At 60.6% G+C, this 24,465-nt stretch carries 21 protein-coding genes; 10 read left to right on the top strand and 11 right to left on the bottom strand.

The window, feature by feature from the left end:
- Window positions 1–589: 589 nt before the first annotated feature.
- The 6 genes from etfB to AACY08_RS12840 all read right to left on the bottom strand — a co-directional run bounded on the left by etfB (window position 590) and on the right by AACY08_RS12840 (window position 8,277).
- Window positions 590–1,360, bottom strand: coding sequence for an electron transfer flavoprotein subunit beta (etfB, locus tag AACY08_RS12865; protein WP_339469745.1), 771 nt, complete (start codon window positions 1,358–1,360; stop codon window positions 590–592).
- A gap of 10 nt (window positions 1,361–1,370) precedes the next feature.
- Complete coding sequence (gene etfA / locus AACY08_RS12860) at window positions 1,371–2,591, bottom strand: electron transfer flavoprotein subunit alpha (protein WP_339469743.1); 1,221 nt, start codon at window positions 2,589–2,591, stop codon at window positions 1,371–1,373.
- A complete protein-coding gene (dgcB, locus tag AACY08_RS12855; protein WP_339469742.1) occupies window positions 2,591–4,534 on the bottom strand; it encodes a dimethylglycine demethylation protein DgcB in 1,944 nt (647 codons plus the stop codon). The genes etfA and dgcB overlap by 1 nt, the downstream gene beginning before the upstream one ends.
- Before the next feature lie 103 nt (window positions 4,535–4,637).
- Complete coding sequence (dgcA, locus tag AACY08_RS12850; protein ID WP_339415338.1) at window positions 4,638–6,698, bottom strand: dimethylglycine demethylation protein DgcA; 2,061 nt, start codon at window positions 6,696–6,698, stop codon at window positions 4,638–4,640.
- A 15-nt stretch (window positions 6,699–6,713) separates the two neighbouring features.
- The gene (locus AACY08_RS12845) at window positions 6,714–7,244 is read right to left on the bottom strand and encodes a DUF5943 domain-containing protein (RefSeq protein WP_128874052.1); all 531 of its coding nucleotides are present in this window, start codon (window positions 7,242–7,244) and stop codon (window positions 6,714–6,716) included.
- 55 nt (window positions 7,245–7,299) lie between these two features.
- Window positions 7,300–8,277: a dipeptidase gene (locus tag AACY08_RS12840; RefSeq protein WP_015886257.1), complete on the bottom strand. Its 978-nt coding sequence runs from the start codon at window positions 8,275–8,277 to the stop codon at window positions 7,300–7,302.
- A gap of 219 nt (window positions 8,278–8,496) precedes the next feature.
- Here AACY08_RS12840 and AACY08_RS12835 point away from each other — a divergent pair, with 219 nt between their 5' ends.
- Window positions 8,497–8,898, top strand: a complete 402-nt coding sequence (locus AACY08_RS12835; protein WP_339469740.1) for a lysozyme inhibitor LprI family protein — start codon at window positions 8,497–8,499, stop codon at window positions 8,896–8,898.
- Window positions 8,899–8,939: 41 nt separating this feature from the next.
- Window positions 8,940–9,356, top strand: a complete 417-nt coding sequence (locus AACY08_RS12830) for a DUF3010 family protein (RefSeq protein WP_339415336.1) — start codon at window positions 8,940–8,942, stop codon at window positions 9,354–9,356.
- Window positions 9,357–9,418: 62 nt separating this feature from the next.
- Here AACY08_RS12830 and AACY08_RS12825 read toward each other — a convergent pair whose 3' ends face one another.
- Complete coding sequence (locus tag AACY08_RS12825) at window positions 9,419–10,597, bottom strand: hypothetical protein (RefSeq protein WP_339415335.1); 1,179 nt, start codon at window positions 10,595–10,597, stop codon at window positions 9,419–9,421.
- 68 nt (window positions 10,598–10,665) lie between these two features.
- Complete coding sequence (locus AACY08_RS12820; protein ID WP_339415334.1) at window positions 10,666–11,610, bottom strand: GlxA family transcriptional regulator; 945 nt, start codon at window positions 11,608–11,610, stop codon at window positions 10,666–10,668.
- A 208-nt stretch (window positions 11,611–11,818) separates the two neighbouring features.
- Here AACY08_RS12820 and AACY08_RS12815 point away from each other — a divergent pair, with 208 nt between their 5' ends.
- The 5 genes from AACY08_RS12815 (at window position 11,819) to AACY08_RS12795 (ending at window position 15,868) form a co-directional block, all read left to right on the top strand.
- Window positions 11,819–12,763, top strand: a complete 945-nt coding sequence (locus AACY08_RS12815; protein ID WP_339469739.1) for a choline ABC transporter substrate-binding protein — start codon at window positions 11,819–11,821, stop codon at window positions 12,761–12,763.
- A 73-nt stretch (window positions 12,764–12,836) separates the two neighbouring features.
- Window positions 12,837–13,724 carry a 3-keto-5-aminohexanoate cleavage protein gene (locus tag AACY08_RS12810; protein WP_339469738.1) on the top strand — a complete coding sequence of 296 codons (888 nt, stop codon included), beginning with the start codon at window positions 12,837–12,839 and terminating at the stop codon, window positions 13,722–13,724.
- A 142-nt stretch (window positions 13,725–13,866) separates the two neighbouring features.
- Window positions 13,867–14,832 (top strand): L-carnitine dehydrogenase, encoded by a 966-nt coding sequence (locus tag AACY08_RS12805; protein WP_339469737.1) that lies wholly within the window; start codon window positions 13,867–13,869, stop codon window positions 14,830–14,832.
- Window positions 14,833–14,871: 39 nt separating this feature from the next.
- Window positions 14,872–15,348: a thioesterase family protein gene (locus AACY08_RS12800; RefSeq protein ID WP_339469736.1), complete on the top strand. Its 477-nt coding sequence runs from the start codon at window positions 14,872–14,874 to the stop codon at window positions 15,346–15,348.
- A 256-nt stretch (window positions 15,349–15,604) separates the two neighbouring features.
- Window positions 15,605–15,868 carry a hypothetical protein gene (locus AACY08_RS12795; protein ID WP_065871872.1) on the top strand — a complete coding sequence of 88 codons (264 nt, stop codon included), beginning with the start codon at window positions 15,605–15,607 and terminating at the stop codon, window positions 15,866–15,868.
- 95 nt (window positions 15,869–15,963) lie between these two features.
- Here AACY08_RS12795 and AACY08_RS12790 read toward each other — a convergent pair whose 3' ends face one another.
- Together AACY08_RS12790 and AACY08_RS12785 are read right to left on the bottom strand one after the other, a co-directional pair.
- Window positions 15,964–17,067, bottom strand: a complete 1,104-nt coding sequence (locus tag AACY08_RS12790) for a GlxA family transcriptional regulator (protein ID WP_339469735.1) — start codon at window positions 17,065–17,067, stop codon at window positions 15,964–15,966.
- Window positions 17,068–17,571: 504 nt separating this feature from the next.
- A complete protein-coding gene (locus tag AACY08_RS12785; protein WP_339436132.1) occupies window positions 17,572–18,948 on the bottom strand; it encodes an L-serine ammonia-lyase in 1,377 nt (458 codons plus the stop codon).
- A gap of 415 nt (window positions 18,949–19,363) precedes the next feature.
- Here AACY08_RS12785 and AACY08_RS12780 point away from each other — a divergent pair, with 415 nt between their 5' ends.
- The 3 genes from AACY08_RS12780 (at window position 19,364) to choV (ending at window position 22,402) form a co-directional block, all read left to right on the top strand.
- Window positions 19,364–20,311: a choline ABC transporter substrate-binding protein gene (locus AACY08_RS12780; protein ID WP_339469734.1), complete on the top strand. Its 948-nt coding sequence runs from the start codon at window positions 19,364–19,366 to the stop codon at window positions 20,309–20,311.
- A gap of 70 nt (window positions 20,312–20,381) precedes the next feature.
- Window positions 20,382–21,227: a choline ABC transporter permease subunit gene (choW, locus tag AACY08_RS12775; protein ID WP_339469733.1), complete on the top strand. Its 846-nt coding sequence runs from the start codon at window positions 20,382–20,384 to the stop codon at window positions 21,225–21,227.
- On the top strand, window positions 21,224–22,402 hold the full coding sequence (gene choV, locus AACY08_RS12770) for a choline ABC transporter ATP-binding protein (protein ID WP_339469732.1): 1,179 nt from the start codon (window positions 21,224–21,226) through the stop codon (window positions 22,400–22,402). Before choW ends, choV begins: the two co-directional genes overlap by 4 nt.
- Window positions 22,403–22,475: 73 nt before the next feature.
- Here the strand turns inward: choV and AACY08_RS12765 are convergent, their stop codons facing one another.
- Window positions 22,476–24,410, bottom strand: coding sequence for a BCCT family transporter (locus tag AACY08_RS12765; protein ID WP_339469833.1), 1,935 nt, complete (start codon window positions 24,408–24,410; stop codon window positions 22,476–22,478).
- Window positions 24,411–24,465: the final 55 nt, after the last annotated feature.

Below are 24,465 nucleotides of genomic sequence, written 5' to 3'. Positions count from 1 at the left end.
ATCTGATCACTTATTGATCAACACACTGAAAGCCACGAACCACGTGCCCTGTAGCGGTACGCGAACACCTTATCCACAGAAGCACCAACAGACTTTGGGGGCAACTTTGGCAGCGCTGTGGAAAACCGCCTCTAACCTTCATAAATCGGGGTTTTCAGGGATTTTAATCAAGTAAAAGCTCAAATCGATCAGATTTTGATCAATCGCATGAAAGCCTTTAACCATAAGGGCTGTGGCCGAGAGCGAACACCTTATCCACAGAAGCGCCAACAGAGTATGGGGGCAAGTCTGATTTGTTAAATGGCTGAGTGAAGGAAAAAAAACAAGGAAAAACCGCCAGTTAGCTTGGTTGTTTTTCGTACAGAGGGCTGCAGGGCTTGATTCACAGGGGCTGTGGACAACCGCGAACAGGTTATCCACAGACGGATCAACAGGGATTGTGGGTAAGCCCAAGGGACTTCAACAATGTGGGAGCTGGCTTCCCTGCTATAGCCATTGGAATCCACACAGCTCTGAGTAGTGAGCGGGCTTGTCGAATCGTCGTACCGTCCGCTCATACGGGTGCAGATACGCCAGCGCCCACAGGGAATCAGCGTACGACGCCCTCCTCAACCAACAGCTTGAGAATAGCCTCGGCACCCGCTTCCGGGCTGAGGCCCTTGAGCACTTGCCCACCGCCGCCGCTGGCCTTGGCCGTGGCGGCTTTCATACGATCGGCGCCGCTCTTGGCCTTGATCACCTTGAGCCGCTTGGGTCGAGGCTTGGCCGGTTGCAGCACGGCCGCTGTGTATAACTCGTCCTGCTCGACTTCAACTTCGTGAGCCGCCAGTTCACCGCGCTGCGCCGGGCCGTAAGCGCTTTGCCGAGGCTTGGGCGCGGCGTTATCCACGGTCGCCAGAAACGGCAAACTCACCTTCAACCGGCGCCGCTGGCCGCGTGGCAAGGCTTGCAGCACATGGGCCACGCCCGCCTCGATCGATTCAACCTGCGCCAGCCCGACAATCAGCGGCCAGCCCAATTGCTCGGCGAGCAAGAACGGCAACATGCCCGAGCCTTCACCGGTTTCGGCCTGGCTGCCGGTGAGCACCACCTGGGCACCGGCATCGCGCAAGTACTCACTGAGTACCGGCAACGCATCGCTGCCAGCCGGTTGCTCCAGTACATGTAACGCTGGCAAGCCCATGCCCAGGTAACTGCGCAGGGTCGGTTCGGCGATGTTGCCGGCGTGCAGCACCTGCAACTTATCCCCAGCCATCTGCAAACCCAGTTCGACAGCGCGGGCGTCCTGCTCCGCACGGCGCGGGCGCCCGGAGGTAGGGTGGGCGCCGATGGAAACCAAACTGATTACATTCGTGGTCATGGCCATATCCTTAAGCCGCATCGCGCTTGGCGCCGGTGCGGTAGGCCTCGACCGCATCGATCAAGGCTTGCAGTATCGCGTTACTTTCGCCGATGACCGAGAGGTCGGCACGCTTGATCATGTCGCAGCCAGGGTCAAGGTTGATCGCCACCACCTTGTCGCAGGCACCGATGCCCTGCAGGTGCTGGATGGCACCGGAAATACCTACGGCCACATACACCCGCGCCGTGACCCAGGTGCCGCTGGCGCCGACCTGGCGATCACGCGCCATAAAGCCGTCGTCCACGGCCACCCGCGAGGCGCCCTCGGTGGCACCCAGTGCGGCGGCGGTCTGGTGGAAGAGCGTCCAGTCCTTCACGCCATTGCCGCCGGAGAAAATGAATTCCGCCTCGGCCATGGGAATTGCCGCCGGGTCGACGGCCACCGCACCAAGATCTTCAATGCGCGGCAAGCTGCGCGCCAGGGCTGTGGATAACTCCACGGGCAACACTTCGTGCCGGGTTTCACTGACCGGCTCAGCGCACTCCACGGCCGCCAGGATCAGGCGCGCCAAAGGCCGGGCCAAGTCTTCCTGGCCAGCTCCGGCGCGGCCGATGCACACGTCGTCCTTGATCTGCCAGACTCGCGTGGCCGGGCGTTCCTTGAGGCTGGCGGCAAAGCGTCGGCCCAGCTCGCCGCCACCGCTGCGGCTGTCCGGCAGCAACCAGTGGCGCGGGTTGAACTGGTTATCCACAGCGCGCAAACCTTGCACCCGTTGCTCCGGTGAATAACCATCGAATGCGTGGCCTTCCAGCACCAGCAGACGGTCGACGCCCGCCGTGGCAAACGCATGTTCCTTGTGCTCGCCAAACACCACCGCCAACACCGCGCCATCGCTGCCAGCGAGTTGCCGCGCCAGGCCCAGCAGGTCGCGGTCGTGGCTGCTCAGGCGACCGCCGACCATGTCCGGTACCACGTTGATGTAAAACGCCGGCGCCGGCACCTGGTGCAGTGGCAACTGCACTTCCACCGCTGCCGAACGCTTGGCCGCACCACCCTGCTGGGCGCCGCTGCGGTCGATACGCTTGACGCCGTTAGGGCCAATAAAACCAACACCATGCACGTTTTTGCGGATCACGCCGTTAGGCCCCATCCAGCTGTGTTGCACCGGCTGCATCGCCGCATGCAGCGGGTGCAGACGGTTGCGGGCGATCCATTCGGCCCGTGGGTCGCGGCGGATAACGTCGCTCATCAATGCACCTCCGCAGGTTCAAGCTTTTTCGGGGCTTTGGCCGGCGCGGCGTCTTCCAATAAAGCGTCGGCCACCAGTTCGGCGATGTCCTTGATCAATGGGCGCGGCTCGACCACACCTTCGAGCATTGCCGTGCACTGCGGGCAGCCCACAGCCACCAGTTCGGCGCCGGTTTCGCGGATGTCTTCCATGCGCATGTCCGGAATCCGTTGCTTGCCGGGTATGTCGGTGATCGGCGCACCGCCGCCACCGCCGCAGCAGCGTGAGCGGAAGCCCGAACGTTGCATCTCTTTGACCTCGATGCCCAACGCCCGCAGCACTTGGCGCGGCGCCTCATACTCGCCGTTGTAGCGGCCCAGGTAGCATGGGTCGTGGTAGGTCACGCTGTTGCCTTTGTGTTGGCCCAGGTTCAACGCGCCCTCGCCGATCAACTCGGCCATGAAGGTACTGTGGTGTTGCACGAGGTAGTTGCCGTTAAAGGCGCCGTACTCGTTTTTCAGCACATGGAAACTGTGCGGGTCGCAGGTAACGATGCGCTTGAAGCTGTACTTGGCCAGGGTCTGGATATTGCGCGTGGCCAGCAGTTGGAAGGTCGCTTCATCACCCAGGCGCCGCGCCACGTCGCCGCTGTCGCGTTCTTCCAGGCCAAGCACGGCAAAGTCGACGTTGGCCGCTTTGAGTACTTTGACGAACGCTCGCAAGGTGCGCTGGTTACGCATGTCGAAGGCACCGTCGCCAACCCAGAACAGTACGTCGGCGCTGCTTTTTTCGCTGAGCAGCGGCAGGTTCAGATCCGCCGCCCAGTTCAAGCGACCGCCCGGTGCAAAGCCGCCCGGGTTGTCGGTGGCGATCAGGTTCTCGAGGACTTCGGCGCCCTTGTTCGGGGTCGCGCCTTTTTCCAGGGTGAGGTAGCGGCGCATGTCGACGATGGCATCCACGTGCTCGATCATCATCGGGCACTCTTCCACGCAGGCGCGGCAGGTGGTGCAGGACCACAGGGTTTCGGCGTCCACCAGGCCGTTGACGATTGGCTGGTGCGGGTTGCCGCTGTGCTCGCCTACCGGTTTGCCTGGATAGGGACTGCCGGCGAACTTGGCATCGGTGCCGCCAGCCAGGCCGACCACCATGTCCTGGATCAGCTTTTTCGGGTTCAGCGGCTGGCCGGCGGCGAAGGCCGGGCACGCGGCTTCGCACTTGCCGCACTGCACGCAGGCGTCAAACCCGAGCAGTTGGTTCCAGGTGAAATCCTTGGGTTTTTCCACGCCCAGAGGCGCGGTTTTATCGCCGAGGTCCAGCGGCTTCAACCCGGTGGAACGGCCACCGCCAAAGCGCTCGGCACGGCGGTGCCAGGCCAGGTGCAGGGCACCGGCGAAGGCGTGCTTCATCGGGCCGCCCCAAGTCATGCCGAAAAACATTTCCGACACGCCCCACAGCACGCCCACGCTGAGCAGCGCAGCCAACAGCCAGCCGCCGAAGTCGGCCGGCAGGATCCCGGCCACCGGCAGCGTTACCAGGAAAAAGCTCACCGAAAACGCCATCAAGCTTTTCGGCAGGCGCATCCACGGGCCTTTCGACAGGCGTGATGGCGGGTTACGGCGGCGCAGATAGACAAACGTGGCGCCGACAAACATCAGCACCGAGGCCAACAGCAGGGCATAGCCGAGGATGCGGTTATGCAGGCCGAAACCGTGCACCAGAATCGCCAACAGCGCTGACAGCACAAAGCCCAACGCCGTGGCGACGTGGGTGTTGGCGATGTATTTGTCGCGGGCAACCACGTGGTGCAGGTCGACCATGTAGCGCTTGGGCATGGCCAGCAGGCCACCGAGCAGGTCGACTTTGGAGGCGCGGCCACGGCGCCACATGTTCACCCGGCGCAGGGCGCCGAGGACGGCAAGGCCCAGGGCGGCAAACAAGAGAATAGGAAGCAAGGTGTTCAACATTGAGGTGACCTCAAGCGGCAAGTTTCAAGCTACAAGCGGCAAGTCAAAGCCGGTCAACCACTGCTCTTTCTTGCTGCTTGAAGCTTATGGCTTGCGACTGTTCTTAAAAATCCTTGCACAGGCGCAGGGCGTCGTAGATCGCAGCGTGGGTATTTCGCTGCGCCACACAATCACCAATGCGGAACAGCAAGTAGCCCTCGCCCGCCTCGCTCAGGCACGGCTGCGGCTGGATCGCGAACAAGGCTTCAACATCGATCTGACCTTTGTTACGCGATCCTTCCTTGAGCCCGTAGTAAAGGGCTTCATCCGGACGCACGCCGTTTTCCACCACCACCTGGTCCACCACCCGCTCCTCTTTGGCGCCGGTGTACTCGTTCTCTAGCACCGCTACCAGCTTGTCGCCTTCGCGGTAGACCTTTTCCAGCATCATGTCGCCGGTCATGATCACTTCCTTGGGGTACATGCTGCGGTAGTAGGTCGGGAATGACGTACCGCCGATGGCCACGCCGGGCTTGATGTCGTCAGTGACGATCTCGACCTGGCAGCCTTTGTCCGCCAGGAAATCGGCCACCGACATGCCGGTGAATTCGCAGATGGTGTCGTACACCAGCACGTTCTTGCCCGGTGCCACCTTGCCGTCGAGCACGTCCCAGCTGCTCACTACCAGGCCTTCGGCCGCGCCCCAGTGTTCGTTCTGTTCGATAAACGGATGCCCGCCCACCGCCAGCACCACCACGTCCGGACGCAGGTCGAGGATGGTCTCGGCATCAGCGGCCACGCCCAGGCGCAAATCGACTTTCAAACGTGCCAATTCCAGCTGGAACCAGCGGGTGATGCCAGCGATCTGGTCACGTTGCGGCGCTTTCGAGGCGGTGGTGATCTGCCCGCCGATAAATTCTTTCTTTTCCAACAGGGTCACGTCGTGGCCACGTTCAGCGGCAACGCGCGCGGCTTCCATCCCCGCAGGGCCGGCACCCACGACCACGACTTTGCGCTTGGGCCCGATGGACTTCTCGATGATGTGCGGCACGCCCATGTATTCACGGGAGGTCGCGGCGTTCTGGATGCACAGCACATCCAGGCCCTGGTACTGGCGGTCGATGCAGTAGTTGGCGCCGACGCACTGCTTGATCTGGTCGATCTGGCCCATCTTGATCTTGGCGATCAGGTGCGGGTCGGCGATGTGCGCACGGGTCATGCCGACCATGTCCACATAACCGCCTTCGAGGATGCGCGTGGCCTGGTTCGGGTCCTTGATGTTCTGCGCGTGCAGCACCGGGACCTTGACCACTTCCTTGATCCCGGCTGCCAAGTGCAGGAACGGCTCCGGCGGATAACTCATGTTGGGGATAACGTTGGCCAGGGTGTTGTGGGTGTCGCACCCCGACCCCACCACGCCGATGAAATCGAGCATGCCGGTGTCGTCGTAATACTTGGCGATCTGCTTCATGTCCTCATGGGACAAGCCGTCCGGGTGGAATTCGTCACCGCACAGGCGCATGCCCACGCAGAAGTCGTCACCGACCTCGGCACGCACGGCTTTCAGGACTTCCAGGCCGAACTTCATGCGGCCTTCAAAGGTGCCGCCCCATTCGTCGGTACGTTTGTTGACCCGTGGGCTCCAGAACTGGTCGATCATGTGCTGGTGCACGGCGGACAGTTCCACGCCGTCTAGGCCACCGGCCTTGGCACGACGCGCGGCCTGGGCGTAGTTGCCGATCACGCGCCAGATTTCTTCCGGTTCGATGGTCTTGCAGGTAGCGCGGTGCACCGGCTCCCGCACGCCGGACGGCGACATCAGGGTCGGCCAGTTGAAGCCGTCCCAACGCGAGCGACGGCCCATGTGGGTAATCTGGATCATGATCTTGGCGCCATGCTTGTGCATGGCGTCAGCCAGGTTCTGGAAGTGCGGGATGATGCGGTCGGTGGACAGGTTTACCGAGCTCCACCACTCCTGCGGGCTGTCGATGGCCACCACTGAGGAGCCACCGCAGATCGCCAGGCCGATGCCGCCCTTGGCTTTCTCTTCGTAATACTTCACATAGCGGTCAGTCGTCATCCCGCCGTCGGTGGCATACACCTCGGCGTGGGCGGTACTGAGCACGCGGTTGCGGATGGTCAGTTTGCCGATCTGGATCGGCGCAAACATTGCTTCGAAAGCCATGGCACGGTCCTCGGTTTACAACGGCTTGACGGTGAACAGGCCGTCATCGTGGCCCTCTTCGGAGCCTCCGTAGACTTGTTCGGCGACGGTGCGGATTTGGCTGCCACGCGCCTGCAGAATCTGGTCCATGGCACCGGCAAACCAGCCGGTGAACATGTAGTCGACCTTGCGTCCGACCTTGCCGTACACGTAGACAAACGCCGAGTGCTCAAGCTTGACGCTGGCTGTGCCTTTGTCGAGGTCGATGTCCTGGATCTTGAACAGGCCCCAGCCGCGCTGCGACAGGCGCTTCATGTAGTGTTCGAACACTGCGACGCCTTCCAGGCCGTGACATTCGGCTTCTTTTTCACACCAGTGCCAGGCGGACTTGTAGCCGGCTTTGTAAAGGATGTCGGCGTAGGCGTCAGCGCCGAGGACTTCTTCGATACCCATGTGGTTGTTGACGAAGAAATGGCGTGGCACGTACAGCATCGGCAGGGCGTCGGAGGTCCAGACACCGGTTTCGCTGTCGACTTCGATAGGCAATTGCGGGGCGATCTTGGCCATGGAAACTTAACTCCAGAAAATTCGTTGTGTTGATGTTCCGCGACAGTGCGGTGGCTTATTCGCCCCAGACGTCCTTGAGGACGTTGACCCAGTTCTCACCCATGATCTTGCGCACCACACGCTCAGGGTGACCGCGCTTGAGCAGGGTTTCGGTGAGGTTGGGGAACTCGCCCACGGTGCGGATGCCCAGCGGGTTGATGATCTTGCCGAAGCTGGTCAGGCGGCGGGCGTAGCCCTTGTCATGGGTCAGCATTTCGAAGAAATCCTGGCCATGGCCCTGGGTGAAGTCGGTGCCGATGCCGATAGCGTCTTCGCCGACGATGTTCATGGTGTATTCGATGGCTTCGGCGTAGTCGTCGATGGTCGAATCGATGCCCTTGGCCAGGAACGGCGCGAACATGGTCACGCCGACAAAACCGCCGTGGTCGGCGATGAACTTGAGCTCTTCATCGGACTTGTTGCGCGGGTGCTCTTTAAGGCCGGACGGCAGGCAGTGGGAGTAGCACACCGGCTTTTTCGATTCGAGGATAACTTCTTCGGAGGTTTTGGAGCCCACGTGGGACAGGTCGCACATGATCCCGACGCGGTTCATCTCACCGACGACCTCACGACCAAAGCCCGACAGGCCGCCATCACGCTCGTAGCAGCCGGTGCCGACGAGGTTCTGGGTGTTGTAGCACATCTGCACCACCCCAACGCCGAGCTGCTTGAAGATCTCGACGTAGCCAAGCTGGTCTTCGAAGGCATGGGCGTTCTGGAAGCCGAAGATGATGCCGGTCTTGCCCTGCTCCTTGGCTTTGCGGATATCGGCGGTGGTTTTCACCGGGATCACCAGGTCGCTGTTCTCACGGATCAGGGTCTGGCTGGCCACGATGTTGTTAATGGTGGCCTGGAAGCCTTCCCACACCGACACCGTGCAGTTCGCAGCGGTGAGGCCACCTTTGCGCATGTCCTCGAACAGGTCGCGGTTCCACTTGGCAATAATAAGCCCGTCGATAACGATGCTGTCGGCGTGCAATTCGGCTGGGCTCATCAGGCGTCCCCTTATTGGCGATTCATGCGCCGAATCGTCTGCCGGCGCTTTGGGGCCAGCATATGCCCAGGGGCCGACAGAGCCGGGTGCAAAAACGACAGGGGAATTGCCGAAAGCGTCAATCCGCGACAAAGGCTGTTAAGAGAGGTCTGACTGGCGGCTGTTATTTGTCTTACGCTTGAGCCAGAATTCCCGTATCACCTGATATGAGACGGCGAAATGAAATCGATTTTCCTGGCTTTGGCACTCATCGCAACCGGCGTTCACGCGGCCGAATACACCGACAGCACGCCGTGCGACGGCATCGAAAACGACAAGCAAACCCTGGAATGCGCCACTTACAATAAAACCACCGCCGATCAGTTGCTCAAGGATAACTATCAGAGCCTGTTGGAACGCATGGCTTCGACCTACGGCAGCGACAAAACCAAGCTGGCGGACATTACCGCTCGTCTGAAGGATGCCCAGCAGAAGTGGGAAAAGTTACGCGACGCCGATTGCGCCGTGGACACCTTCCCGGCGGTGAACGGCACGAAGGCGTACGCCATTGCACAGAATGACTGCCTGGCGCGGATGAGTGATGAGCGGTCGGAGTTTCTGGAATCGATCGGGCAGGAATAAGCGACAATCCCCGTCACTTTCCTTCTGAAACAAGGCTATTCATGAAGACTTGCGGCATCGAAATCAAAGGCAGCGAAGCCATCATCGCCGTCGCCTCCCTGGACAACCAAGCGCTGACTCACGTCGCCCTGGCCACGAAAAAAATCGCCCTGGAAGACGACGATGAAGCGGCCAACGTCAAAGCCTTCGCCGCTCAGGTGAAGGCGTTTGTGCAGGCAAACGCTATCGAACGTATCGCGATCAAGAAGCGCAGCAAGAAAGGCGAATTCGCCGGTGGCCCGACCACGTTCAAGATTGAAGGGGTGCTTCAGTTGCTGGAGGGTGTTGAGGTGACGCTGTTGTCGCCGCAGACCCTCAATGCGCAGAACAAGAAGCACACCTTTGACCTGCCGGCGACGCTGAACAAGTATCAGCATGAGGCGTACAAGGCGGCGTGCTCGGCACTGGTCAAGAAATAAGCCACACCCTATATCAATGTGGGAGCTGGCTTGCCAGCTCCCACATGTGATCAGCGTTTGATTCAGTTAAGAGCTCGGCGCCGGTGCTGCAGCCAATCCCCGAAGGATTTGTCTTCCAGCGCATAACCGCCCCGGCTCGACTTCCATACCAGCTCTTTATCGCGCAAGGCATCGATACAGGCCTGAATGGTCTGGGTGCCCGGCACTACGTCGCTGCCCATGCCTTCCAACGCCTTGCTGACGGCCGTGAGGGTGCTGTCGGTAAACGGCGCGAACGGTTCGTTGTTCTGTGAGCGCTCCACCATTACGTCCAGCACCGCACGCTGGGGAATGGTGAGGGCGTTCCAGGCACTTTCGAATTCGGTCCAAACGCCGGCGCGCAGCAGCTCGGCGCGACTGTGCAGCAGTTGGCCGAGATTGCTCGCCTCCCCCAGTTCCAATGCCACTTCACCAATGATGGTGCGCAACATTTCCGGGCGACGACCCACTAGCTCAAACGCTTCATCAATGTCGGCAGCATTGAACTGGTTGGTCTTGGCCAGAAGGCCGTTGAGGTACACGGTGTAGGCCTGTGTGAATGCTTTGCCCAGCAGTGGAAATGGGGTGATGCTGGACCCGAAGAACGGCTGGCTTTTACCTAATACCAGATGGGCAAGCTTGTCGCGATTGGACCCCGTGAACACCAGGCGCAACCCGCTGCCCTCGCCTTCACGACCTTGGTTGAGCTGGTCCCGGGCGGCCTTGAGGGCAAACATCGCGTTAACACCTGCTTCGGTGGTGAGCGCGTGCTGGGCTTCGTCGATCACCAGCACGACGGTTTTCTCGGCAGCGCTGTGAAGCAACTCCAGCGCTTGTGTCAGTGTGGCGCCTGCAGGCAATTGCGGCTTGGTGAAATCCCAGGACAAGGTGCGCAGGAAGCTGAGCTTTTCGATGCCGATATTTTTGGCCAGTTTGCGTATGCCCTTTTCAAAGGGCACCAGGGCACCGGCGATGGCACTGGAGATCAGGTCGGCGGGGTCTTTTTCCTTGTCGGCCCACAGGTCGACATACACCGCCAGCCAACCACGCGCCTGGCATTCAGGAACAAGGTCCTCACGTAAAAAAGTGCTTTTGCCCGTGCGACGCGGCGCCGCGAGAAACAGGCCGGAGGTGAAATCCTGAATACCGGCCCCCACAAGGCCATCGGCAATGCTGCTTGCCAGGTCGGGGCGGCGGAACACAAAGCCGCTGTTCTTGGACATGCTTTTATACTCAATTATGGAAAGGACTATAAATTATAGTCGCCAGTATAATTGACTATAATCAGCCGTCAAACCACCTCCCGTCGCCGATCCTCCCTTGGGCATTTCGCAAACCGTGCCCGATAACTCCGCGTGAAATACGACGGTGATTCAAACCCGCAGGCGATGCTCACTTCCAGCACACTCAGATCGCTCTGGCGCAGCAACTGCCGGGCTTTTTCCAAGCGCAGGCCGAGGTAGAAGTTGCTCGGGGTGTCGTTCAAATGCAGGCGAAACAGGCGCTCCAGCTGACGCCGCGTTACGTTGATAGCGTCGGCCAGCGCCAATGTGCTCAGGGGCGGCTCGGTGTGTTGCTCCATCTCGCCGATCACTTGCACCAGTTTTTTGTTGTTGATGCCGTAGCGCGTGGCGATCTGCATGCGCTGGTGGTCTTTGCGTGGGCGGATACGGCCGAGCACGAATTGTTCGGAAACCTGGATCGCCAGCTCCGAGCCATGAGCCTGGGCGATCAGGTCGAGCATCAGGTCGATGGAAGCGGTGCCGCCCGCGCAGGTGATGCGACGGCGGTCGATTTCGAAGAGTTCCTGGGTCACTGTGAGCTGCGGGTAGGATTCCTTGAAAGCGTCGATGGCTTCCCAGTGCAGGGTCAGCCGGTGGCCATCGAGCAGGCCTGCTTCAGCCAGCACGCAGGCGCCGGTGTCGATGGCGCCGAGGGTCACGCCGTCATGGTCGAGGCGGCGCAGCCAGTGTTCCAGCGCGGGAGTGGCGAACTGCAAGGGTTCAAAGCCCGCCACCACCAACAATGTCGCGCCTTTTTTCAGCGGTTCCAACGCGGCGTCGGCGTTGACCGACATGCCATTGCTCGCCAGCACCGCGCCGCCATCGGCACTCAACACGTGCCAGCGGTACAGCTCGCCACGAAAGCGGTTGGCCACCCGCAGCGGCTCCAGCGCGGAGATAAAGCCAATGGCCGAAAAGCCCGGCATCAGCAGAAAGTAGAAATCCTGGGACATGGTGGCGCTCTCGTCGGACGGGCAGCGTGGCACTGTGATACTCCCGTTCACGGACGGATTCAAGGGGGCAGGTCGCTGCAGTGCAAGAGCGGGTCGCCGCCGTGCGTTTTGTCGCCCCCAAAGCGACGTAACGTAAAACCCGCACCATCAGCCTCACGGCGCACAAAGACGCCGGCCCCCACAATAACGACCTGCCGAGGGATCCACCATGAACCGACTGATCAGCCGCTGCGTGCTCGCACTCAGCGCCAGCGCCATCTTGAGCACCCACGTAATGGCCGCCGATGCGGCGTCCTGCCAGAACGTGCGCATGGGTGTCGTGAACTGGACCGATGTAATCGCCACCAGCGCCATGACCCAAGTGTTGCTCGACGGCCTCGGCTACAAGACCAAACAGACCAGTGCCTCGCAGCAAATCATCTTCGCCGGCATCCGCGACCAACGCCTGGATATGTTCCTGGGCTACTGGAACCCACTGATGACCCAGACCATCACCCCATTCATCGACGCCAAGCAAGTCAAGGTCCTCGACAAACCAAGCCTGGAAGACGCGCGCGCCACCCTCGCCGTGCCGACCTACCTGGCGGACAAGGGCCTGAAAACCTTCGCCGACATCGCCAAATTCGAAAAAGAACTGGGCGGCAAGATCTACGGCATCGAGCCCGGCTCGGGCGCCAACACGCAGATCAAGGCGATGATCGCCAAGAACCAGTTCGGCCTGGGCAAGTTCCAGCTGGTGGAATCGAGTGAAGCCGGCATGCTCGCCGCCGTCGACCGGGCGGTCCGCCGCAAGGAGGCCGTGGTGTTCTTTGGCTGGGCGCCGCACCCGATGAACGTCAACGTCGCCATGACTTACCTCACCGGCAGCGACGACGCCCTGGGCCCGAACGAAGGCATGGCGACCGTGTGGACCGTGACCGCGCCAACCTACGCCGAGCAGTGCCCCAACGTGCACAAACTGCTGACCAACCTGACCTTCACCGCCGCCGACGAGAGCCGGATGATGCAGCCGTTGCTGGATCACAAGGACGCCCTCGAGTCCGCCAAACAGTGGCTCCAGGATCACCCGCAAGACCAGGCTCGTTGGCTGGAAGGTGTGACCACCTTCGATGGCAGACCGGCTGCGGCCAACCTGCAATTGACCAGCAAGTAACCCCTTTTCAATCACCGCTTCGCAGCTACAAGCGGCTGCGAACGGCATCACCACGCCTGTAAGGAACCGCCCCATGAACCACGACGTCATCATCACCTGCGCACTCACCGGTGCTGGCGACACGACCAGCAGAAGCCCGCACGTGCCGGTCACCCCCAAGCAAATCGCCGCCGCAGCGGTGGAAGCCGCCAAGGCCGGCGCCACCGTGGTGCACTGCCACGTGCGCGACCCCGAGACCGGCAAGTTCAGCCGTGACGTGGCCCTGTACCGCGAATTGATGGAACGCATCCGTGAGGCCGACATCGACATCATCGTCAACCTCACCGCCGGCATGGGCGGCGACCTGGAGATCGGTGGCGGCGAGCACCCGATGGCGTTCGGCCCTAACACCGACCTGGTCGGCCCGCTGACCCGCCTGGCCCATGTGGAAGAGCTGCTGCCGGAGATCTGCACCCTGGACTGCGGCACCCTGAACTTCGGCGATGGCGACACCATTTACGTGTCCACCCCGGCGCAACTAAGGGCTGGTGCCAAGCGCATCCAAGCGTTGGGCGTTAAGCCCGAACTGGAAATTTTCGACACCGGTCACCTGTGGTTTGCCAAGCAGATGATCAAGGAAGGCCTGCTCGATAATCCCCTGTTCCAACTGTGCCTGGGCATTCCCTGGGGCGCGCCGGCCGACACCACCACCATGAAAGCCATGGTCGACAACCTGGCCGCCGACGCGGTGTGGGCCGGTTTCGGCATCGGTCGCATGCAAATGCCAATGGCCGCGCAAGCGGTGCTGCTGGGCGGCAACGTGAGGGTAGGCCTGGAGGACAACCTGTGGCTGGACAAAGGCGTGCTCGCCACCAACGGGCAACTGGTGGAGCGCGCGAGTGAAATTCTCAGCCGGTTGGGTGCTCGGGTCATGACCCCGGCGGAAGGCCGAATCAAGATGGGCCTGACCAAACGCGGCTGACTTCCAAACACCACTAAATCCTGTGGGAGCCGGGCTTGCCCGCGATTGCGGTACGTCAGCCGCCAAATACACCAACTGACACACAGCTATCGCAGGCAAGCCAGATCCCACAGGTGATCACCGAACTCTTTAGGAATTTGCCATGCGCTTTATCACTGAAATCAAAACCTTCGCCGCCCTCGGCAGCGGTGTTATCGGCAGCGGCTGGGTGTCCCGCGCCCTGGCCCACGGCCTGGATGTAATCGCCTGGGACCCGGCGCCCGGTGCCGAAGCCGCCCTGCGCAAGCGGGTCGCCAACGCCTGGGGCGCCCTTGAGAAACAAGGCCTGGCACTGGGCGCGTCCCAGGACCGCCTGCGCTTTGTCGACACTATCGAAGCGTGCGTGAAAGACGCCGACTTCATCCAGGAAAGCGCCCCGGAACGCCTGGCGCTGAAGCTGGAGTTACACAGCAAGATCAGCGCGGCAGCCAAGCCGAATGCGTTGATTGGCTCAAGCACCTCCGGCCTGTTACCAAGCGAGTTCTACGAGCGCTCGACTCACCCTGAGCGTTGCGTGGTCGGCCACCCGTTCAACCCGGTTTACCTGTTGCCGCTGGTGGAAGTCGTCGGCGGCAAGAACACTGCGCCAGAGGCCATTCAGGCGGCAATCAAGGTGTATGAATCCCTCGGCATGCGGCCCTTGCATGTGCGCAAGGAAGTGCCTGGGTTTATCGCCGATCGTCTGCTGGAAGCGCTGTGGCGTGAGGCGCTGCACCTGGTCAATGACGGCGTGGCCACCACGGGCGAAATCGATGACGCCATCCGCTTTGGCGCGGGGCTACGATGGTCGTTCATGGGCACCTTCCTGACCTACACCCTAGCGGGTGGCGATGCCGGCATGCGGCACTTCATGGCGCAGTTCGGCCCGGCGTTGCAACTGCCGTGGACTTACCTGCCGGCGCCGGAACTGACCGACAAACTGATTGACGATGTGGTGGATGGCACCAGCGATCAACTGGGCAAACACAGCATTTCTGCGCTGGAGCGCTATCGTGATGATTGCCTGCTGGCCGTGCTGGAAGCTGTGAAAACCACCAAGGCCAAGCACGGTATGAGCTTCACTGAATAAACCACAATTTTGACCGCGTACAAATTCGGAATTTATGTGATGCCTGCGCTGACGACCTACACCACAAACATCCTTCCCGACTGGGTGGATTACAACGGCCACCTGCGCGACGCGTTCTACCTGCTGATCTTCAGCTACGCCACCGACGCGCTGATGGACACCCTGGGTCTTACCCGTGAAAGCCGCGAAGCCAGCGGTCACTCACTGTTCACCCTGGAGTTGCACCTGAACTACCTGCACGAGGTGAAACTGGGGGCCGAGGTCGAGGTGCATACCCAACTGATCGCCCATGACGCCAAGCGCCTGCATCTTTATCACAGCCTGCACTTGGTGGGTGATGCGAAGGAACTGGCGGGCAACGAGCAAATGCTGCTGCACGTGAACCTCGCCGGCCCGCATTCGGCGCCATTCACCGAGGCCACGCTGGGGAAACTTGCGGCCATCCACGCCGAGCAGACCGACCTGACCCGCCCCGCCCTCCTCGGCCGCCTCATAGGGTTACCCACGCCAAAATGAACAGCCAAAAAAAGCCCCGATCAAGCCGTGACAAGATCGGGGCAGAGTGCTTTGTGTAGGCCTTACATCCCGAGGGTGACCAAACCTTCAAGTCGCTTGCCTGGCAGTCAATGTACCCATTACTGCTGTCGGTAAACGGCTCGAAAACGACCTGTTCATAGCCATCTGAGGCATTCGTTGATTCTGCCCTTGCCGACCGGCTGATGGCCTACCAGAATCCACGTCAGATCCCGCTCCCTACACCAGGATAAACGTCATGATGCACGCGGACTTGATTGACCAGGATGACCTGCTGGGCCAACTGCGCTCATTGGGCTTTGAAGTGTCCAGCGGCGCCACCGCCGAGCAGGCCTGCGAGTGCGCGGTGCGTGGATTGAGCCCGGCGCGGGCCAAGGCCCTCAAGGGCATGGTTGAGCAGATGTACACCGGTAGCGCCACGATCTTGCCGGCGGTGAGGCAGGCGATCGACAAGCAGTTGTTGCCGGCTTTGGTTCAGTTCAAGCAGAACTCAGGCACCTGATAGCCCGCATTTGCGAGCAAGCCCGCTCCCACATTTGACCTTGTTCACAAATCAAAATGTGGGAGCGGGCTTGCCTGCGATAGAGGCAACTCGTTCTAGAGCGTTACGCTGGCGAAAGTCGACTCGTTACGCGCCTGGCTCAACGCCGACATCGGCCCCGACAACGGCGACAACACCAGCGCCTGCGGAATCGGCATCATCGCCACCTGTTGGGCGGTGTTGGAACCAACGCGCTCATCCCGTGGCGGAATGCCGAAGTATTCGCGGTAGCACTTGGAAAAGTGCGGCGTCGACACAAACCCGCACACCGACGCCACTTCGATGATCGACATCGGCGTTTGCTTGAGCAACTGCCGTGCACGGATCAGGCGCAGCTTGAGGTAGTAGCGCGACGGTGAACAGTGCAGGTACTTCTGGAACAACCGCTCCAGCTGGCGACGGGACACGGCGACGTATACCGCCAGTTCATCCAGGTCGATCGGCTCTTCCAGGTTGGCTTCCATCAGCGCGACAATTTCCTGCAGCTTCGGCTGGTTGGTGCCGAGCATGTGCTTGAGTGGCACACGCTGGTGATCCTGTTCATTGCGGATACGTTCGTACACAAACATCTCAGAGATCGCGGCCGACAGTTCACGGCCGTGGTCGCGGCTGATCAGGTGCAGCATCATGTCCAGCGGGGCGGTGCCGCCGGAGCTGGTGAAACGGTTGCGGTCGAGGGTGAACAGGCGTGTGCTCATGACCACGCGTGGGAAGGCTTCCTGCATCGAGGCCAGGCATTCCCAGTGCACGCTGCAATCAAAGCCGTCGAGCAAACCGGCGCAGGCCAGGGCCCAACTGCCAGTGCACACCGCGCCCAGGCGACGGGACTGGCGCGCCTGGCTTTGCAGCCACGACACATGTTCACGGGTAACGGTGCGCTGGATACCCACGCCGCCGCACACGATCACCGTGTCCAGGGCCGGGGCTTTATGCATGGAGGCGTCGGGCGTGATTTGCAGACCGTCGCTGGCCCACACCTGGTTTCCGTCGACACTCAGGGTCGTCCAGCGATACAGCTCGCGGCCGGAGAGCTGGTTGGCCATGCGCAGGGGTTCGACTGCGGACGCCAGGGAAATCAGCGTGAAATTGTCCAGCAGCAAAAAGCCGATGGATTGAGGCGCACGGTTCTGGGGTTGGGCCCCTGAGTTGAACGACGTCATCGCGGTATCTCCTCACACAAAGCGGGTGATGGCCTCAGGCGAGGCTCTTGTTATTGCGCTCTTCATCCATAAAGAAGAGAGGCTTTGAATTGATAGAGCAATTGCCGTGCCTGAATTTGAATGGCTATTCAATAAATCCTAAAAACGACCTCATGACGCGTCTAAATAAGCCCGCGCCGTACGTAGGGATATCGCCAGAATTGCGCGTAGGAACGAGCCTGCTCAAAGAGTGTGAGCAGAACGGTAGCACTTGTGGGAAGGCGCTTTGAGGGATGTGGGACAAGTCTGTCACCGCAAGCGCGGGTGACGGGTGCTCATGCGGGAAATCGTTCGGAGGCTACTTATCTATTTGCGACGCGCTAAAAGGTGGCGCTTTTGGTTCGGGGTGTTCACTTTATGCGCAGTGTTGCTTGAACTACCGCTATCGCGGGCAAGCCCGGCTCCCACAAGGGAACGCATTCCAAAGGTGGGAGCTGGCTTGCCTGCGATAGCAGTGTCACTGACTCAACATTCCACAGCACTCACCGCCAACCCACCCCGCGACGTCTCTTTGTACTTGTCATGCATATCCGCCCCGGTGTCGCGCATGGTGCGGATCACCCGGTCCAGCGAGATAAAGTGCTGCCCATCACCGCGCAAAGCCATCTGCGCGGCGTTGATCGCCTTCACCGCGGCAATCGCATTGCGCTCGATGCACGGCACTTGTACCAGCCCGCCCACCGGGTCGCAGGTGAGGCCGAGGTTATGTTCCAGGCCGATTTCGGCCGCGTTGCACAGCTGCTCCGGCGTGGCGCCGAGGATCTCGGCCAACCCGGCGGCGGCCATCGCGCAGGCCGAGCCTACTTCGCCCTGGCAGCCCACTTCGGCACCGGAAATCGAGGCGTTCTTCTTGCACAGGATCCCCACCGCCGCCGCACCGAGCAGGTAGTCGACCACGTTGGCCTCGGTGACTGCCTCGCTGAACTTCATAAAGTAGTGCAGCACCGCCGGGATGATCCCCGCCGCGCCGTTGGTGGGTGCGGTGACCATGCGCCCACCAGCGGCGTTCTCCTCGTTCACCGCCAGGGCGAACAGGTTCACCCACTCCATGGCGCTCAAGGTCGAGCCGATCACGTTCGGCTTACCCAACTCTTGCAGGCTGCGATGCAACTTGGCGGCACGTCGGCGCACGTTCAGGCCGCCAGGCAGGATGCCTTCGTGCTTGAGGCCCTGCTCCACGCAATCCTGCATGGCGCGCCAGAGTTTCATCAGGCCGCTGCGGATTTCTTCTTCAGAGCGCCAGACTTTTTCGTTAGCCAGCATCAACTCGGCGACGCGCAGGTTGTGGGTCTTGCACAACTGCAGCAGCTGCGCCGCGCTGGAAAACTCGTAAGGCAACTCGGTACGATCCATATCGGCCACGCCGCTGTGCGCCTGGGCTTCATCCACGACAAAACCGCCACCTACTGAATAGTAGGTATCACGGTGCAGTTCGCCGTTATCGCCGTGCACCACCAGGGTCATGGCGTTGGGATGGAACGGCAGGTTTTCGTCGAGCAGGCGCATGTCCCGCGCCCACACAAACGGCACCGGCAAACGCCCGTCCAGCAACAGGGTGTCGGTCTCGCGCAGGGTGTGAATACGGCTGCCGATTTGCGACGGGTCAATTGCGTCCGGCCACTCGCCCATCAGGCCCATGATGGTCGCGGTATCGCTGCCGTGGCCGATGCCGGTGGCCGACAATGAGCCATACAACTGAACTTCGACGCGCCTGACTTGTTCCAACAGTTCACGTTCACGCAATGCTTGGACGAACAACGCCGCGGCGCGCATGGGGCCGACGGTGTGAGAACTCGAAGGCCCGATGCCGATCTTGAACAGGTCGAAAACGCTGATAGCCATTGCCGTGAAACTCCTCGGTGAGCAGGCTAGGCATGAACAAGCTGCTACGCTCAGATCGCCCAGATGGCGGCATCATCAAGCTTTTATCCGCCCTCACGGCGTCTCACACCGACGTAACCATGCTCACCAACGCCGCTCTCGTGCGATCAGGCGTTTTGGCCGTTTTTAGCGGTGCAGATCGGTAAAAACTGCGGTTTTGCCACTGGAAAAATCTGTAAGCGACGTTACCGACACTGGATACGACCATCCCTGTACTGGATACGACGCCCCCTGTAGGCGTCAGATTTTCACTGGTACATGATCAGTCCCGACTCGTTTGCAAGGCGCCGTGCCTGCGCTTCATCGCACGCCCCAACCGCAACACTTATAAAGCGCGGCGAATGCCGCCAGAGAAAAGACACAGGAGTCTACCCCGATGAAAGGTTCACCCTCGTTGTTGTTGGCCGCCATGCTGAGTCTGCCAGTCTTGGCGAACGCTGCAGAACCGGAACAGTGCCATACCGTTAACTTCTCCGATGTCGGCTGGACCGACATTACCGTCACTACCGCGACCACCAGCGAAATCCTCAAGGGCCTGGGCTACACGCCGCGCACCACGATGATTTCGGTACCGGTGACTTACAAGTCGCTGGCCGACGGCAAGAACATGGACATCTTCCTCGGCAACTGGATGCCGACCATGGAAAACGACATCAAGCAGTACCGTGATGCCGGCACCGTGGAAACCGTGCGCGCCAACCTGGAGGACGCCAAATACACCCTCGCGGTCCCGGAAGCGCTGTACAACAAGGGCCTTAAAGACTTCGCCGACATCGCCAAATTCAAGGATGAACTGGGCGGCAAGATCTACGGTATCGAGCCGGGCAACGACGGTAACCGCACCATCAAGACACTGATCGACAAAGACGCCTTCGGCCTGAAAACCGCCGGTTTCAAAGTGGTTGAGTCCAGTGAAGCCGGGATGCTCTCGCAAGTGGAACGCGCCACCAGGCGGGACCAGGCCATCGTGTTCCTTGGCTGGGAACCGCACCCGATGAACACCCGCTTCAAGATGAAGTACCTGACTGGCGGTGACGATTCGTTCGGCCCCAACTACGGCCAGGCCACCATCTACACCAACGTGCGCAAGGGTTACACGCAGGAATGCAGCAACGTTGGCCAGTTGCTGAAAAACCTGTCGTTCACCCTGAACATGGAAAGCACCCTGATGGGTAATGTCCTGGACGACAAGATGAAACCCGACGCCGCCGCGAAAGCCTGGCTGAAGAAAAACCCTCAAGTACTCGACACCTGGCTCGCCGGTGTCACCACCGTTGATGGCAAACCTGGTCTCGCCGCCGTGAAAGCCTACCTCGCCAAATAGCAACCGCTGACCCCGGGGCGCTGCACTGCCCCGGGATGTTTTCCCTCTTCGCATGTGGACATTCACTACCATGCTGACTGAACATAAAATCCCACTAGGCCAGTACATCGCTGCCTTCGTCGATTGGTTGACCCAACACGGTGCCAACTACTTCGACGCAATCGCATCGACCCTGGAAACGATGATCCAAGGCGTGACGTTTGCGCTGACCTGGTTCAATCCGCTGGCATTGATCGGTCTGGTTGCGCTACTCGCTCACTTTATTCAACGCAAATGGGGCCTGACGGTATTTGTCATTGCCTCCTTCCTGCTGATCCTGAACCTCGGGTACTGGCAGGAAACCATGGAGACCCTGGCGCAAGTGCTGTTCGCCACCCTGGTCTGCGTGGTCATCGGTGTGCCGCTGGGCATTGTTGCCGCGCACAAACCGCTGTTCTACACCCTGATGCGGCCGGTGCTCGATCTGATGCAGACCGTACCGACCTTCGTCTACCTCATCCCTACCCTGACCCTCTTCGGGCTGGGTGTTGTGCCTGGGCTTATTTCCACGGTGGTGTTCGCGATTGCCGCGCCGATCCGCCTGACCTACCTGGGTATCCGAGACGTACCGCAAGAGTTGATGGACGCCGGCAAGGCCTTTGGCTGCTCGCGCCGTCAGTTGCTCTCGCGCATTGAACTGCCCCATGCCATGCCGAGCATTGCCGCCGGCATTACCCAATGCATCATGCTGTCGTTGTCGATGGTGGTGATCGCGGCCCTGGTGGGCGCCGACGGCCTCGGCAAACCGGTGGTCAACGCACTCAACACCGCGGACATTGCCCTGGGCTTTGAAGCCGGCCTGGCAATCGTATTGCTGGCGATCATGCTCGACCGTATCTGCAAACAACCCGAAGCTAAAGTAGGGGGTGATGCATGAGCATTATCCGATTCGACAATGTCGACGTGATTTTCTCCAAAGACCCACGCGAAGCGCTCAATCTGCTGGACCAGGGCATGAGCCGTAACGAGATCCTGAAAAAGACCGGGCAAATTGTTGGCGTCGAGAACGCCAGCCTGGATGTAGAGAAAGGCGAAATCTGCGTGCTGATGGGCCTGTCAGGCTCCGGCAAGTCGAGCTTGCTGCGTTGCATCAACGGCCTCAATACCGTGAGCCGTGGCCAGTTGTTCGTGGAGCATGAGGGTCGCCAGATCGACATCGCATCCTGCACACCCGCCGAACTGAAGATGATGCGCACCAAACGCATCGCCATGGTGTTCCAGAAGTTTGCCCTGATGCCCTGGCTGACCGTACGCGAGAACATCAGCTTTGGCCTTGAAATGCAGGGCCGCCCAGAAAAAGACCGGCGCAAGCTGGTGGATGAAAAACTGGAGCTGGTGGGCCTGACCCAATGGCGCAACAAGAAGCCCGACGAGCTGTCCGGCGGCATGCAGCAGCGCGTCGGCCTGGCCCGCGCGCTGGCGATGGACGCCGACATTTTGTTGATGGACGAACCCTTCTCCGCCCTCGACCCGCTGATCCGTCAAGGCCTGCAAGATGAATTGCTGGAGCTGCAACGCAAACTGAACAAGACCATTGTGTTCGTGAGCCACGACCTCGATGAGGCGCTCAAACTGGGCAGCCGGATCGCGATCATGAAAGACGGCAAGATCGTCCAGTACAGCGTGCCGGAAGAGATCGTGCTGAACCCGGCCGATGACTACGTGCGCACCTTCGTCGCGCATACCAACCCGCTCAACGTGCTGTGCGGCCGCAGCCTGATGCGTACCCTGGACAACTGCACGCGCGTGAACGGATCGGTGTGTCTCGACCCAGGCGACGACTCGTGGCTGGACCTGGCCGAAGGTAACATCATCAAGGGCGCGCGCCAGAATGGCGTGGGGATGAACCTGCAGAACTGGGCACCTGGGCAGACATTGGAAGCTCTGGGCCGGCTGCCGACACTGGTGGACTCCAATATCGGCATGCGCGATGCGTTGCACATTCGGTATCACACCGGCAATAAACTGGTGCTGCATGACAACAACCAAGTGGTGGGAATACTCGGAGACACCGAGCTTTACCATGCCTTGCTAGGCAAGAACCTGGGCTAACCACGGCGTAACCAAATGGAGGTATTTAGGCATTAACCAAGCGGCGCCATCGAGGGCGCCGCCTGCTCAATCATCAGCTATAGACCCGGCCAAGGAGCTGCCGATGGCTTTTAAACTGATCGAGCACGTCTCGGGTAATCTGTTCTGGGGCGAAGCCCATCAGGTCGTATTCCTGAGGCCCGTTGTACAGGTAAACCTCGGCGCGGTAGTAGCGGGTACGCTCTTCCTCGGGCAGGTCATTGGGTGCCGACGAGTAAGCATCCAGGCTCACCTCATAGACAAACGGGTTGTCTTCTTCCATCTCTACACGCACACCAATGCAGCGTTTGGACTTGCCAAGCAAGGTCTGCACTTGCAGCCCTTGGTTACGCAACGTAAGCGCCGCTTCTTCCAGCGCAGGCGTGACGCGCTTGTCCATAAAACGTTGCACGGTGCCCTGGCTCGGTTGCAGGTCCAGCGCGGTCAAACGCTCGCTGAAACCATGGCGGCCACGCTCGGCCAATTGCGCCTGCTCCTGTTCCATCGCCACGTCCTGGCGCATGGCTTTGTGAAGACCGAACATAAACAGGATCAGCACCACCGAGAACGGCAGCCCCGCCAGCACCACCATGGTCTGCATGGCTTCAAAGTTGCCGGCAAACAGCAGGCCGATGGTCACCAGGGTGATCACCGCCGACCAGAAGATCCGCAACCAGTGCGGCGCGTCTTCGTCCACATTGCCGCCTTTGCAGGAAAGGTTGGCCATCATCACCGCGCCAGAATCCGCCGGGGTCAGGAACAGCACAAAGCCCACAAAGATCGACACTCCGATGACGATTTTCGACGCAGGGTAATGCTCAAGCAGTTGGTAGATAGCCATCGACGGCTGTTCCAGCGCCGTCTTGCCCAGTTCCACCGCACCGTGGTTCAGCACCAGGTCCAGCGCCGAGTTGCCGAAGATCGACAGCCACGCCAGGGTGAAGCCCAGCGGGATCAGCAACACGCCGGCGACCAGTTCACGCACCGTGCGACCACGGGAAATACGCGCGATGAACATGCCCACGAATGGCGCCCAGGAAATCCACCAGGCCCAGTAGAACAGGGTCCACAGGCCCATCCAGCGCTCGGTCTTGTCGGCGTCGCCTTGGTACACGTAGAGGTCGAAGGTTTTCAGGATGATGCCGTTGAGATAATCACCGGTGTTCTGCACCAGGCCGTTGAGCAAATGCAGGGTCGGACCGAACAGCAGCACGAAGATCAGCAACCCGCTGAACAGCACGATGTTGAGGTTGGACAGGCGGCGAATGCCGTTCTCCACACCCGACACAGCAGCAATGGTTGCCACGGTGCTCATCACGACGATCACGATCAGCAAGTTGGTGTTGCTGTGCTGCATGCCGAACAGGTTTTCCAACCCGGACGACACCTGCATCGCGCCGATCCCCAGGTTGGTCACCAGGCCGAGCAGGGTCACGAACATACCGAAACCGTCCACCGCGTGGCCGGCCGCGCCTTTCACCCAACGCTCGCCCACCAGCGGGTACAGCGCCGAGCGCAAGGCCAGCGGCTGGTTGTGACGGTAGGCAAAGTACGCCACGGCCAGGCCGACCAGGGCATAGATTGCCCAGCCATGCAGGCCCCAATGCAAGAAGGTCAATTGCAACGCCTGGCGAGCGGCGCCATTGCTCGCCGCTGCGCCTTCAGGCGGGTTGAAGTAGTGGTCGAGCGGCTCCGAAGCGCCGAAATACAGCAGCGAGATGCCGATACCCGACGAGAACAACATGCCGGCCCAGGCGCCGTAGCTGAAGTCCGGGGTGTCGTCCTTGCTGCCCAGTTTCAACTTGCCAAAGGACGAAAACGCCAGGCCGACCACAAACACCAGGTAGGCGGCGATGACCACCATGTAATACCAGCCGAAGCTTTTCGACAGCCAGGCTTGGGCGATGCCGAGCATGCGCCCGGCCTCTTGCGGGGCGATGATCAGGATGGCAGTCAACAACAGAATCAGCGCGGTCGAGGTGTAGAACACCCAACCGTTGACCCTGACCTTTTCCGGCGGGGTCTTTATAAGAGAGGCAGAACTC

The sequence above is a fragment of the Pseudomonas sp. EL_65y_Pfl1_R83 genome, assembly GCF_963970695.1.
In the GTDB taxonomy this organism is placed as follows: Bacteria; Pseudomonadota; Gammaproteobacteria; order Pseudomonadales; family Pseudomonadaceae; genus Aquipseudomonas; species Aquipseudomonas tritici.
Note: the sequence above shows the minus strand (reverse complement) of the source record. Positions and strands in the feature narration are given on the sequence as shown.

What these genes read in the sequence shown, in the direction of transcription:
- AACY08_RS12805 (WP_339469737.1), top strand. Translation starts at nt 13,867, where the DNA reads ATGCGCTTTATCACTGAAATCAAAACCTTCGCCGCCCTCGGCAGCGGT.
- AACY08_RS12785 (WP_339436132.1), bottom strand. Translation starts at nt 18,948, where the DNA reads ATGGCTATCAGCGTTTTCGACCTGTTCAAGATCGGCATCGGGCCTTCG.
- AACY08_RS12780 (WP_339469734.1), top strand. Translation starts at nt 19,364, where the DNA reads ATGAAAGGTTCACCCTCGTTGTTGTTGGCCGCCATGCTGAGTCTGCCA.
- choW (WP_339469733.1), top strand. Translation starts at nt 20,382, where the DNA reads ATGCTGACTGAACATAAAATCCCACTAGGCCAGTACATCGCTGCCTTC.
- AACY08_RS12840 (WP_015886257.1), bottom strand. Translation starts at nt 8,277, where the DNA reads ATGAGCCCAGCCGAATTGCACGCCGACAGCATCGTTATCGACGGGCTT.
- AACY08_RS12815 (WP_339469739.1), top strand. Translation starts at nt 11,819, where the DNA reads ATGAACCGACTGATCAGCCGCTGCGTGCTCGCACTCAGCGCCAGCGCC.
- etfB (WP_339469745.1), bottom strand. Translation starts at nt 1,360, where the DNA reads ATGACCACGAATGTAATCAGTTTGGTTTCCATCGGCGCCCACCCTACC.
- AACY08_RS12820 (WP_339415334.1), bottom strand. Translation starts at nt 11,610, where the DNA reads ATGTCCCAGGATTTCTACTTTCTGCTGATGCCGGGCTTTTCGGCCATT.
- dgcB (WP_339469742.1), bottom strand. Translation starts at nt 4,534, where the DNA reads ATGTTGAACACCTTGCTTCCTATTCTCTTGTTTGCCGCCCTGGGCCTT.
- AACY08_RS12835 (WP_339469740.1), top strand. Translation starts at nt 8,497, where the DNA reads ATGAAATCGATTTTCCTGGCTTTGGCACTCATCGCAACCGGCGTTCAC.
- dgcA (WP_339415338.1), bottom strand. Translation starts at nt 6,698, where the DNA reads ATGGCTTTCGAAGCAATGTTTGCGCCGATCCAGATCGGCAAACTGACC.
- AACY08_RS12845 (WP_128874052.1), bottom strand. Translation starts at nt 7,244, where the DNA reads ATGGCCAAGATCGCCCCGCAATTGCCTATCGAAGTCGACAGCGAAACC.
- AACY08_RS12810 (WP_339469738.1), top strand. Translation starts at nt 12,837, where the DNA reads ATGAACCACGACGTCATCATCACCTGCGCACTCACCGGTGCTGGCGAC.
- AACY08_RS12800 (WP_339469736.1), top strand. Translation starts at nt 14,872, where the DNA reads ATGCCTGCGCTGACGACCTACACCACAAACATCCTTCCCGACTGGGTG.
- etfA (WP_339469743.1), bottom strand. Translation starts at nt 2,591, where the DNA reads ATGAGCGACGTTATCCGCCGCGACCCACGGGCCGAATGGATCGCCCGC.
- AACY08_RS12790 (WP_339469735.1), bottom strand. Translation starts at nt 17,067, where the DNA reads ATGACGTCGTTCAACTCAGGGGCCCAACCCCAGAACCGTGCGCCTCAA.
- AACY08_RS12830 (WP_339415336.1), top strand. Translation starts at nt 8,940, where the DNA reads ATGAAGACTTGCGGCATCGAAATCAAAGGCAGCGAAGCCATCATCGCC.
- choV (WP_339469732.1), top strand. Translation starts at nt 21,224, where the DNA reads ATGAGCATTATCCGATTCGACAATGTCGACGTGATTTTCTCCAAAGAC.
- AACY08_RS12825 (WP_339415335.1), bottom strand. Translation starts at nt 10,597, where the DNA reads ATGTCCAAGAACAGCGGCTTTGTGTTCCGCCGCCCCGACCTGGCAAGC.
- AACY08_RS12795 (WP_065871872.1), top strand. Translation starts at nt 15,605, where the DNA reads ATGATGCACGCGGACTTGATTGACCAGGATGACCTGCTGGGCCAACTG.